At 35.4% G+C, this 12,144-nt stretch carries 11 protein-coding genes and 1 pseudogene; 11 read left to right on the top strand and 1 reads right to left on the bottom strand.

Going from position 1 to position 12,144, the window contains the following annotated elements:
* The first annotated feature begins 123 nt into the window (after positions 1-123).
* The 11 genes from tsaD (at position 124) to cap12 (ending at position 11,789) form a co-directional block, all read left to right on the top strand.
* Entirely contained in the window at positions 124-1,146 is a 1,023-nt protein-coding gene (gene tsaD, locus H599_RS0110725; RefSeq protein ID WP_026714139.1) for a tRNA (adenosine(37)-N6)-threonylcarbamoyltransferase complex transferase subunit TsaD, read from the top strand.
* 3 nt (positions 1,147-1,149) lie between these two features.
* A complete protein-coding gene (locus H599_RS0110720; RefSeq protein WP_026714138.1) occupies positions 1,150-1,857 on the top strand; it encodes a 16S rRNA (uracil(1498)-N(3))-methyltransferase in 708 nt (235 codons plus the stop codon).
* Between the two features lie 147 nt (positions 1,858-2,004).
* On the top strand, positions 2,005-2,643 hold the full coding sequence (locus H599_RS0110715; protein ID WP_026714137.1) for a DUF4159 domain-containing protein: 639 nt from the start codon (positions 2,005-2,007) through the stop codon (positions 2,641-2,643).
* A gap of 10 nt (positions 2,644-2,653) precedes the next feature.
* Entirely contained in the window at positions 2,654-3,157 is a 504-nt protein-coding gene (locus H599_RS0110710) for a TrmH family RNA methyltransferase (protein ID WP_026714136.1), read from the top strand.
* A 33-nt stretch (positions 3,158-3,190) separates the two neighbouring features.
* On the top strand, positions 3,191-4,282 hold the full coding sequence (locus H599_RS0110705) for an AI-2E family transporter (protein WP_026714135.1): 1,092 nt from the start codon (positions 3,191-3,193) through the stop codon (positions 4,280-4,282).
* 1 nt (position 4,283) lies between these two features.
* A complete protein-coding gene (locus tag H599_RS0110700) occupies positions 4,284-5,465 on the top strand; it encodes a class I SAM-dependent methyltransferase (protein ID WP_026714134.1) in 1,182 nt (393 codons plus the stop codon).
* A gap of 15 nt (positions 5,466-5,480) precedes the next feature.
* Positions 5,481-6,050 (top strand): hypothetical protein, encoded by a 570-nt coding sequence (locus tag H599_RS0110695; RefSeq protein WP_026714133.1) that lies wholly within the window; start codon positions 5,481-5,483, stop codon positions 6,048-6,050.
* Between the two features lie 509 nt (positions 6,051-6,559).
* Positions 6,560-7,603, top strand: a complete 1,044-nt coding sequence (gene xerA, locus H599_RS0110685; protein WP_026714131.1) for a site-specific tyrosine recombinase/integron integrase — start codon at positions 6,560-6,562, stop codon at positions 7,601-7,603.
* Positions 7,604-7,717: 114 nt separating this feature from the next.
* A complete protein-coding gene (locus H599_RS0110680) occupies positions 7,718-9,646 on the top strand; it encodes an ATP-dependent DNA helicase (RefSeq protein ID WP_026714130.1) in 1,929 nt (642 codons plus the stop codon).
* A gap of 176 nt (positions 9,647-9,822) precedes the next feature.
* Complete coding sequence (locus H599_RS0110675; protein WP_026714129.1) at positions 9,823-10,854, top strand: nucleotidyltransferase family protein; 1,032 nt, start codon at positions 9,823-9,825, stop codon at positions 10,852-10,854.
* Positions 10,854-11,789, top strand: a complete 936-nt coding sequence (gene cap12 / locus H599_RS0110670; protein WP_026714128.1) for a CBASS system CD-NTase-associated NAD(+) hydrolase Cap12 — start codon at positions 10,854-10,856, stop codon at positions 11,787-11,789. The genes H599_RS0110675 and cap12 overlap by 1 nt, the downstream gene beginning before the upstream one ends.
* 238 nt (positions 11,790-12,027) lie before the next feature.
* Here the strand turns inward: cap12 and H599_RS21475 are convergent.
* Positions 12,028-12,144, bottom strand: a pseudogene (locus H599_RS21475) (IS91 family transposase); the annotation flags it as partial.

Below are 12,144 nucleotides of genomic sequence, written 5' to 3'. Positions count from 1 at the left end.
AAATGATTTTGCCCAAGGAAAGAGCGAAACCTTTAATAAAAATTCTTTAATTTTGGCTGCGCCGTAAAATTATGAAAAATAAAATCGGTTTCTAAAAAGATAACCCAAAAATTGTACCTTTTTATGCTCAATCCTGAGGTTTACATTCTTGCTATTGAAAGTTCCTGCGACGACACTGCCGCTGCTGTTTTATGTAACGACAAAGTGCTCTCAAATGTTGTAGCCAATCAATTGGTTCACACCCAATACGGAGGGGTGGTTCCTGAACTGGCTTCGCGTGCGCACCAGCAAAACATTGTTCCGGTAATTGACGCCGCTTTAAAGAAAGCCAACATTTCTAAAGAACAATTATCGGCCATTGCTTTTACACAAGGTCCGGGATTAATGGGCTCTTTATTAGTTGGAAGTTCTTTTGCCAAATCAATGGCTTTAGCGCTGAATATTCCGCTGATTGCCGTAAACCACATGCAGGCACATATTTTGGCTCATTTTATCGATGAAGCAGGTTATGACAAACCCGAATTCCCTTTTATCGCTCTGACTATTAGCGGGGGGCACACTCAAATTGTGCGTGTGGGCAATTATTTTGACATGACCATCATTGGTGAAACCACCGATGACGCAGTAGGAGAAGCTTTTGATAAAACCGCAAAAATCCTTGGCTTACCTTATCCGGGAGGCCCTTTGGTAGATAAAAATGCGCAATTAGGAAATCCAAAAGCTTTTAAGTTTACCAAACCAAAAGTACCGGGATTAGATTTTAGTTTCTCCGGTTTAAAAACTGCTATTTTATATTTTATCCAAAAAAATAAAGCCGAGAATCCTAATTTCATTGACGAGAACATCAACGATATTTGTGCTTCCATTCAATATACTATTATTGAAATTTTGATGGACAAATTAAAAATGGCCGTCAAAGAAACCGGCATTAAACAAATCGCGATTGGCGGTGGCGTTTCTGCCAATTCCGGAATTAGAAATACGCTGAAAGAAGCCTACGCAAAATACGGTTGGAAAACTTTTGTTCCTAAATTTGAATACACAACTGACAATGCCGCAATGATAGGAATTGTAGGTTATCAAAAGTTTTTATCTCAAAATTTCGAAAATGCTTCAGTAGTTTCTAAAGCGCGAATTCAATTCTAAACTATGCAATTATTTTACAATCCAAATATTGACGAGCTAACGGAATCTTTCATTTTTGACAAAGAAGAAAGCAAACACATCATTAAAGTATTACGAAAAAAAGACGGCGATATTTTATATGTAACCAATGGCGCAGGATATTTATTTGAATGCGAAATTACCTTAGCTTCTGACAATAAATGCACGGTAAAAATTAACTCTTTAGAGAAAAAAGAAACTTCTAAATTTCATTTGCATTTAGCGGTTGCTCCTACCAAAATGAACGACCGTTTTGAATGGTTTTTAGAAAAAGTAACCGAAATTGGTATTCAGGAAATCACACCAATTATCTGCGATCGTTCGGAAAGAAAAGTGATTAACAAAGAACGTTTTGATAAAATCGTTTTATCCGCTTTGAAACAATGCAACGAAAGCTATTTACCAAAACTAAACGAAGCGGTTACTTTCAAGGAATTCATCAGCAAACAACAAAATAAGGGTTTACAATTGATTGCCCATTGCGAGGAAACCGATAAAAAAACACTGAAATCAGTTTTAAAACCCAACGAAGACGTTACTTTGTTAATCGGCCCTGAAGGCGATTTTTCGACCAAAGAAATTGCTTTGGCTTTAGAAAATAATTACACTCCGGTATCTTTAGGAAATACCAGATTACGCACTGAAACGGCAGCTGTAGTTGCCTGTCATAGTGTGGTGTTTTTTAATGAATAAGTTCATTGCGAGCGATAGCGAAGCAATCACATTAATACAAGTAAATCCTGCATATAAAAATTAAATCAAAAAAAGTAGTGAGATTGCTTCGTTCCGATAGCTATCGGAACCCGCAATGACCAGACTAACAACTAAGGACTAAAAAAAATGAAAAAAATCTATCTTATCTTATTATTGATTTCATTCGCTTCTTTTTCTCAGGAGATTGCCTTGGTAAAATACAGTGGCGGCGGCGATTGGTATGCCAATCCTACTTCTCTGCCTAATCTGATTCGTTTTTGCAACAGCCATATCAACACGACCATTAGTCCAAAACCAGCTACAGTAGAACCAAGCAGTCCTGATTTATTTTCGTATCCTTTCCTTCACATGACCGGACATGGAAATGTTATTTTCAGTCCTTCTGACGTACAAAACCTTCAAAAATATTTAAGTGGCGGCGGCTTTTTGCACATAGATGACAATTATGGGATGGACGAATACATCCGAAAAGAAATCAAAAAAATATTCCCCGATAAAGCCTTAGTCGAAATTCCTGCAACACATCCTATTTTTCAAAAACCTTTTGTTTTTGCTAATGGTCTGCCTAAAATTCACGAACACGATGGCAAACGTCCTCAGGCTTTTGGAATCTTCATCAACAACCGTTTAGCTTTACTTTATACTTTCGAATGCGATTTAGGCGATGGCTGGGAAGACGCCGAAGTTCACAACGACCCGGTTGCTGTGCGTGAAAAAGCCCTGAAAATGGGCGCCAACATTATCAATTACATCTTTAACAACTAATTATTTTCCCGTGCAACTCACTCACGAAGAAACCCAATTTGAATCCTCACAATTTCCGATCACCCTGATTTGTGACCACATTTATTTTCAGCAAAATATCGGCTCACTTTTTCGAATCGGGGAAGCTTTCGGAATTGAAAAAATCATCTTTTTAGGAAAAGATATTCCGTTAAATCCCAGAAAAATAAATAAAACCAGCCGAAGCACTCATTTACATCTTCCGTATCTTGTTTTTGAAGAAGAAAACACTTTAATTGAACATTTAAAAGAACAGGATTACGAAATCATTTCTTTAGAAATCACCTCTAACAGTAAAGCACTTAAAGATGTTCTTTTGCCAACCAACAAAAAAATTGCTCTGATTATCGGAAGCGAAATCAACGGCGTTAGTGAGGAACTTTTAGCGCTTTCCAACCAAATTGTACACATCAATATGTTTGGTAAAAACAGCAGTATGAATGTCGTTCAGGCCGCAAGTATTGCACTTTATGAATTTACTTCTAAATTGATTTGATATTTTTTATCTTTATCAGCTAAACAAAGAGCAATGATTACATCAAGAACTATTTCCAGAGGTATTTTAAGAGCCTTAGCAACGACTATTTTAGTCGGTTTACTATTGTTTTTTATCTATAAAATCAGCACTGTACTTACTTATTTAGTAATCTCCATAATTCTAACCATGATAGGGCAGCCTATCTCCCATTTTTTTAAAAAACGTTTAAAATTCAACCATATCCTCGCTACTACCACTACGGTATTTATTTTTATATTACTTATTCTGGGGTTTATTTTAATGTTTATTCCTTTAATCTCTTCGCAAGGACAAAACTTATCACTGCTTAATACTGCCGAAATTGAAAAAAACATCATCGAACTTCAAAATCAAATTACTTCTTTTTTAGACGCTCATAATATCGATTCGGCAAAAGTTTTAAAAGAAGCCAATTTGACTTCGAACATCAACTTTACCGTAATTCCTAATTTTTTAAACGGCCTTCTTGGAACGATTAGTAGTTTGGGTGTTGGATTTGGTTCGGTATTATTCATTACTTTTTTCCTTTTAAAAGACAGAATACTCTTTCTCAGAGGAGCTAAAAAACTCATCCCTGACAGCCACGAAGAGCAATTTTTAAACTCTTTCGAAAAAATAAACAATTTACTTTCCCGCTATTTTATTGGATTATTATTTCAATTATTCATCGTTTTTCTTTTATACCTGATTGTTTTAGTCATTTTTGGAATACCTAATGCTTTAATTATTGCTTTTTTATGCGCTGTTTTAAACATCATCCCTTATGTTGGCCCGCTAATCGCATCAATATTAGCCGCCATTTTAACGATGTTAAGCCACTTAGGAAATGATTTTCAATCTGAAATTTTACCGGTAACCATCTATGTTTTAATCGGGTTCTGGATTGTACAACTGATAGATAATAATGTTTCCCAACCACTTATTTTTTCCAAAAGTGTCAGTTCTCATCCTTTGGAAATATTCCTTGTTATTTTAATTGCCGGTTTTCTTTTTGGAATTTTGGGAATGATTTTCGCTGTTCCTTTATATACCATCATAAAAGTAATTGGTAAAGAATTCTTTCCGGAATACAAAATCATCAAATTGCTAACCAAAGACATTTAAATTGAATATCAATATTTTACAGTCCGAAATTCAGGAGTTTATAAACAAAAATAGTAATACTTCGATTTCCAAATTGGCTTTGCAAAAAAATCCTTTTCCGGAAGTGGACTGGAAATTGATTTTGAACCAAATTGAAGCCAAAGCAAAAGCCAAAGACAAATTACCAAGCTGGTTTAACACCCAAAATATTCTTTTTCCGGGCAAAATTTCGGTCGAACAAACTTCTTCCGAAGCCACCGCTATATACAAAAGTAATTTGATTTCCGGCGAAAATCTGATTGATTTAACAGGCGGTTTTGGTGTGGACGATTATTATTTTGCCAAAAAAGTAAAATCTGTAGTTCATTGCGAAATCAACCCGGAACTTTCGGAAATTGTACAACATAATTTTGAACAGTTTCAAGTTAGAAATATCGAATGTTGTTCAGGCGACAGTCTGGAAATCCTGAAAAAAAGCACCCAGAAATGGGATTGGATTTACATTGATCCTTCCCGAAGAAGCGATATAAAAGGCAAGGTTTTTATGCTCAAAGACTGCCTGCCCAACGTTCCTGAAAATCTGGATTTCTATTTCGAAAAATCGGCTGCTATTTTGATTAAAACCGCTCCTTTACTGGATATTTCAGCCGGATTATCTGAGTTGAAAAATGTCAAAACCATTCACATTATTGCTTTAGAAAACGAAGTCAAAGAACTTTTATGGGAATTACATCGCGATTATTCGGGCATTATTTCCGTAAAAACAGCCAATATAACCAAAGGTTCCGTTGATACTTTTGACTTTGAAATGCGGCAAAATCAAAGTCTTCCCAACTACGGATTGCCTCAAAAATACCTCTATGAAGCCAACAGTGCCATTATGAAATCGGGGGCTTTTGACGAAGTTGCCATTCAATTTAGACTTGACAAACTACACCGGCATTCGCACCTTTATACTTCGGAAGAATTAGTAGATTTTCCGGGACGAATTTTTGAAATCAAAGCCGTTTTCCCATACAACAAACCCGAAATCAAAACCCATCTGAGCGGCAAACCATGCAACATCACCACCCGAAATTTTCCTGAAACCGTGGAAAACATTCGTAAAAAATGGAAAATTAAAGACGGCGGCAATCACTATTCTTTTTTCACCACTGATGTGAATACTAACAAAATAATAGTATTTTGCGCCAAAATAAAATAACAAGAAACAATCCTAATGAAACAACTAGTACTCTCTGCCTTATTTTTTATTAGCCTGAATGCTTTGGCACAAAAATTCCCCTGCGAATATTCCAGTAACGTCAAGGATTCCATAGGTACTTACAAGCAAACGAAAGAATACCTGATGTCCGAAAAAAACTTTGCCGGAACTTCCAGTTATATTTTTTGCACGCTGGCAACTACTGACGGACTGCCAACCCTGAACGTTCAGCTTATTCAAAAAAGCAAAGGATTCATCAAAGCCAATTGTTTTGACAAAAATTCCAAACTCTATTTGCAGTTAAACAACGGAAAAGTCATTACGCTGTTACACATTAATATGGAATATTGCGGCAGCATGCTGCGCGACGAAAAAGGCTTTGACAACCGCGTGATTGTAGGGACTTTTATGTTTATGAAAGGGACTATGGAAGATTTAAAATCCTCTCCGGTTTCCCTGATGCGCATCAAATACCTGACCGACACCGAAGATTACATCATCAAAAAAGAATTGGTTTCTGAACTCAACGGCAAAACCTACCAGCCCGAAACCTATTTTATGGATAATTTACACTGTATCGAATAGTAAAACCCCAATCCGATTGTCACAAGCAGTCGGATTTTTTTATGTTGTCCCGAAACGTCGGGATGTTTCAGAATCTCTTTTTTTTTGGGCGTGCCCCTGCTTCCTCCCGAAGCTTCGGGACGTTCCACCAGGGGAGAGCTGTACGCTCCCGCTTCCCGATGAAAAATAGGGAGAGCTCCGCTGCCATCCCCCACACAATCCCTGCATCAAACAATAATATTCTTTGCAATTGAAATTGCCATTCCAATTGTTATTTCAACCCGTTGGGTGAAATTAGTTTTTAATGAAATTTTTCGTCAGTTCGAGTGATTTTCTCCCGAAGCCTCGGGAAGAAAATCGTATCGGGAACAAGAAAAATTCCATTAAAAACGGTTCTCGTCCCGATAATTATCGGGACATTTTTTGTTCCGTCCCGAAGTGTCGGGATTATACAAAAAATCGAACTGACGTTTTTAATAATTCACCCAACGGGTTATTTCATTATATTTATATAAGAAAATCAATTCATTATGAAATGGTCCGCTAAAGCTATCAAACACAAAGGAGAAAATAGAATTGCTGTTTATTTTGAAAAAAATGCGGACTTGATTGAACGCATCAAAAAAATTGACGGCGCCCGATGGAGTCAGACACATACAGCATGGCATATTCCTGATACCGAAGAAAACAGAGTCCGATTCAAAATAACCCCATTATCACATACCATTCCTTCGGAAGAAGCACAAGTACAAATAGAAAAATTCAAACAATGGATGCGTTCCAAACGTTATAGCGAAAATACTATTTCAACATATAGCGATGCGTTAAAATCGTTTTTGATTTTTTATAGAGAGAAAGCCATTTCCGAAATAACTAACGAAGATGTTATTGTATTTAATAATGAGTATATTTTGAAAAATAAACTATCAGCTTCCTACCAGAATCAAATTGTGAATGCTATCAAATTGTTTTTTGTTACCATTTTGAAAACCAAGATTGATGTGGATAAAATTCACCGTCCCAAGCGAGCCAAAGTTTTGCCGAATGTTTTGAGTAAAGAAGAAGTGAAAGCAATATTAGAAGCCCATAGTAATTTAAAACACAAAACCATGCTGAGTATAATTTATAGTTGTGGTTTGCGAAGAAGCGAACTTTTAAATTTGAAACCAACGGATATTGATTCTAAAAGAGGTATTGTTATAATCAGGCAAAGTAAAGGTAAAAAAGACAGAATCACTCCTTTATCATCCAAAATTTTGATATTATTAAGAGCCTATTATGAAGAATACAGACCAAGCACTTGGCTTTTTGAAGGTCAAAGAAAAAATAACAAATATTCTGACAGAAGTTTGGAAGAAGTATTGAAAAAAAGTATTAAATTGGCGGGTATAAATAAACCTGTTACGCTACATTGGCTTCGACACAGTTATGCTACACATTTGCTAGAAAGCGGAACAGATTTGCGATACATACAAAAATTATTAGGGCATAATAGCAGTAAAACTACAGAGATTTATACTCATGTAAGTACAAAAAACATACAACAAATTAAAAGTCCTTTTGATGATTTATGAAAAATAAAACTCAACTACAGTTGAGCATATCTAACCAAAAAGATAGGTATATGCTCAACTTTAGTATTAAAAACTGAGCATATAAACAAGTTAGGCACAAGCTAAAAACCGACAATGACAGAAACAGTAGACAACATAGAACTTGACAAGGAAAACATTGAATTTAACAACGCTGCTGAATTTGTCCGACACACAGATAAATTAGTTTACCTAACAGGGAAAGCAGGAACAGGTAAAACAACATTTCTCAAATACATAAAAGACACTACAAATAAGAGCACAGTAATTCTTGCGCCAACAGGAGTTGCCGCAATAAATGCAGGTGGTGTTACTATTCATTCCTTTTTTCAAATACCTTTTGGACCTTTCGTTCCTGACGATTCAAGATTGAGAACAACAGCAACGGGAACAGAAAATAGGGAGACAATTTATACTACTTTCAGGTACCGAGAAGATAAGCGTGAAATAATTGAGAATTTGGAACTGCTAATCATTGATGAAATTTCAATGGTAAGAGCAGATATGTTAGATGTAATTGACAGAATTTTAAAAGTTTTTCGCAAAAAACCCTATTTACCCTTTGGTGGTGTTCAAGTTATATTAATTGGAGATACTTTTCAATTGCCACCAATTGCAGATAATGAACAATGGTCAATTCTATCGCAGTTCTACAAAACCCCTTTTTTCTTTAGTTCAAAAATCATAGAACAGAACACACCTCTTTATATTGAGTTAAAGAAAATCTACAGGCAGAACGAACAAGAATTTATTGATTTATTGAATAGGGTTCGAGTAAGTCAAGTAAATACAAATGATTTTAGTGTTCTTAATGCAAAATACAATCCGACATTTTCAGGAAACGGGAGTGATTATATAATTCTTGCCACCCACAATAACATTGTAAACGAAACGAACCTTACAAAGCTAAATCAACTCACAACTGAATTATTTACTTATGAAGCGAATGTAACGGGCACTTTTCCAGATAAACATAAACCGACAGACCATTACTTAAAATTAAAAGTTGGTGCTCAAATAATGTTTATCAAAAATGACACAGGCGAGTACAAAAGATTTTACAACGGTAAAATTGGAAAGATAAAAGAACTTGAAGAAGCTACTATCACAGTTGTATTTGATGATGAATCCGAAGTTGAAGTTGAAAGAGCAGTTTGGGATAATATTCAGTATTCATACAACAGAGAGCAAAAAAAGATTGTAGAAGAAATTGTAGGAACATTTGAACAATTCCCTATTCGTTTGGCTTGGGCAATTACCGTACATAAGAGCCAAGGTTTAACGTTTGAGAAAGTAATTGCTGATTTAGGAAGAGCATTTGCTCCAGGACAGGTTTATGTCGCTTTAAGTCGTTGTACTTCCTTTAGTGGTTTAATGCTTAAAACTCAACTTAACAGTTATGCTATAAAAACCGACCCTAGAGTTATCGAATTTGCCCAAAATGAAACACCCGGAACATTAATAACGGAACAACTTAATACAGGCAAAGCGGATTTCTACTACAAAAAAGCAAGAGAAGATTTTGGAAAAGGGAAAATCAAATCGGCATTTGACTTTTTCAAAAGAGCTTTAAAGTTCCGTAATGATATTGAGACGGATATTTTTAAGAAATTCATTGAAGTACAGGGAAAACGTCTTTTGGACTTCAAACACAAGAATTCTTCGCTTATTGAGCAACTTGAATTAACCAAGAATGAACTTTCAGAGGCAAAAGAAAATATTGAATTGCAAAAACAAGAACTTACAGAGAAATCAACTAAAATATCAGAACAGAACTCTTCCATTGAACTGCTTTTAGGAAAAACTTCCGAGTTTGAAAATGAAATCGAACGATTGAAAAAAGCATTAAAACAAACCGAGAAAAAACTATCTGACTCACAAATTCACTCGGACGGACTTGAAACTAAACTTCAGAAAATTGAATCAGATTTACGGAATAAGAATAAAGAAAACCAAACCAATAAAGCAGAAATAGAACGACTTAAAAACTTGAAATGGTACGACAAACTAATAGGGAAAAAATAGAAAGCCAGTGCCTAACAATGTATATAAAAAATAGGCGAAACAGTAGTGAAATCAAGTCTTTTGGCTCGTATCAATCTTTATGCTTAACTGAAAATTTCGTGCTTCGAAATCGCCTACTTTTCATATACTAGACCGTTACCAGCAAGGCTAGACGCGACAATCATAAAAATTAAACAATGAAAAAAAACTACACTCAAAGACTTGAGAAATTAAAAAAGAGACGACTTGATGACCAGCTACAAAAAGCTGTGTTATCGGAATCATTCTCAGACATCAGAATTAGTGAAAGTGTAAAATATGCACTTGAATCTATGAGTCCAATAGACCCTAGTTACACAAATAACACATATGTAGCTTCTGAAAACATTCGGAACAACTTAACTAAAGGATTAAATAATAAGGGACTAACTGTTGAATATCGCCATCAAGGTTCTGTGGAGACTGACACACATATCAAGCTACACAGCGACATTGACATACTTGTATTTACTGAAAAGTATCATAGTATGGAACCCCCATTGACACCAATAAGCCCATATCAAGGTGACCCTTTGGCTGACCTAAAGGAATTGAGACAGGAGTGTTACAATGCCCTAAATGCAATTTATAACCAAGTTGACAATTCTAAAGCTAAATCAATTCAAGTCTTTCCGACTAACCCAAAAAGAAAGGTTGATGTTGTTCCTGCAAATTGGGTAAATACACAAGACTATCAATCCACTTCCAACGAGAAGTATCGTGGTGTTCACATTTACGATAAAGACAACCATTCAAGACAAAAGGACTTCCCATTTTTGCATATCGCTAATGTTAAGGCAAAGAACTCCTTGGTAAACGGTGGGCTTGCTAAATTGGTGAGACTTTTAAAAACTCTCAAAGTTGATGCTGATTATGAAATTAACCTATCAAGTTTTGAGATTACAAGTATTGTATTCGCTATGGAAAATCACTCATTGAACAAACCCAAATATCAAGAATTACTTTTGCTTAATGAAGGCTCTAGACAACTTGATAAGGTTATCACAGACAAATTATATAGAGAGAGCTTAATGTCTCCAAACGGCAAAGAGAGAGTCTTTGAAACAAGCGAAATCAAAATCGTTGAGCTTAAAAAATTAAAACTCGAACTTGACGAGCTTATTGAAGACATCACTGAAGAGCTTGGAAAGCAATTTAAACGCATTGATGAAAACATAATCTACGGATAATGAAAACAAGAATATTTATTGGCTCTTCTAAAGAAGGTCTTGAAATTGCAGAATATATAAAGTTGCAATTAGGAACAAAATACGAATGTTACCTTTGGACAGATGATATTTTCAAATTTAACGAGAGTTTTCTTTACACGTTATTGAAAGAAGCTAGTTTGTTTGATTTTGGAATTCTTGTTGCAACCAAGGACGATTTATCAACCATTAGAGATAAATCTTTTGACACACCAAGGGACAATGTAATTTTTGAGTTTGGACTTTTTCTTGGTCGGCTTGGACCTTCTAGAGCATTTGTTATTCAGGAAAGTGGTGCTAAACTTCCAACAGACTTACTTGGAATTACCGTTCCACAATTTGAAAAAACTATTCCCCTTGCCAATTCAACTAGCTTGAATAATGAAATTGAGAGAATATCGAAAACAATTGATGAGAAAATCACACTTGGAGAATTAGGACTGCTACCTTCTACAGTTCTTGCTATTGGATACTTTTACAATTTTGTTTCTATTGTTTGCGAATCAATACACACAAAATCGGACATTAAAGTTGATGATGCAATATTCAAAAAATTTGAACTTAACATAGTAATACCCAAAGACCTTGATGCCGACATTAAGAAAAGAGCAACTGTATATTTTAAATCCAAAACTTTAAAAGAAATTCAATTTGAAACTTCGAGTAGAAATTTTCCGGTTTTTGTAACTTACGACAATCAAAGCAAGGACGTTTTGAAACTTTATGATATGCCAACAACTTTAGGCGGAATTGATAAAGCAATTGAAATGTTTATGCGAAAAGGACATATTGGAAAGACTTCACAGCAGAAACTACTTGAAGAAAGAGAGTTAAGAAATTTTCAAACGACACTTCAGAATCTTATTGACAATGACGCATTTTGCAGAAACATTGTGAAAATTATACAGGAAGAATGACCAACGAAAGAAGAAGCCCAGCTGGTAACAGCTAGAGTTTCGTTGCGGCTGTAAGCCGAACAATGAAACTCGTGTTGAACGGAACCGCTGAAATTCCGCCAGCACTATGGATTTATCGAAAAGTTTTGAGAGAGAATAGCAAGAGTATTAAGTGTCCTCTTTTTTTTGTGGTGTATTTGGGGTGGTTTTTTGGCGTGTTTTCCTTCACTTATGGACACAAGTTCCCTTACCCATAAAATTAACTTTCATAGGGACTGGAATTTTGGCTACTGCCAAGATACCAAGCAGGCGGACCGCGCTGGTCAAAAACCGCTATTCGGTGTAAATTGCCTATTTTACAACAGGGACATTTAGG

This window comes from Flavobacterium daejeonense DSM 17708 (genome assembly GCF_000425425.1).
Classification (GTDB): Bacteria; Bacteroidota; Bacteroidia; order Flavobacteriales; family Flavobacteriaceae; genus Flavobacterium; species Flavobacterium daejeonense.
Note: the sequence above shows the minus strand (reverse complement) of the source record. Positions and strands in the feature narration are given on the sequence as shown.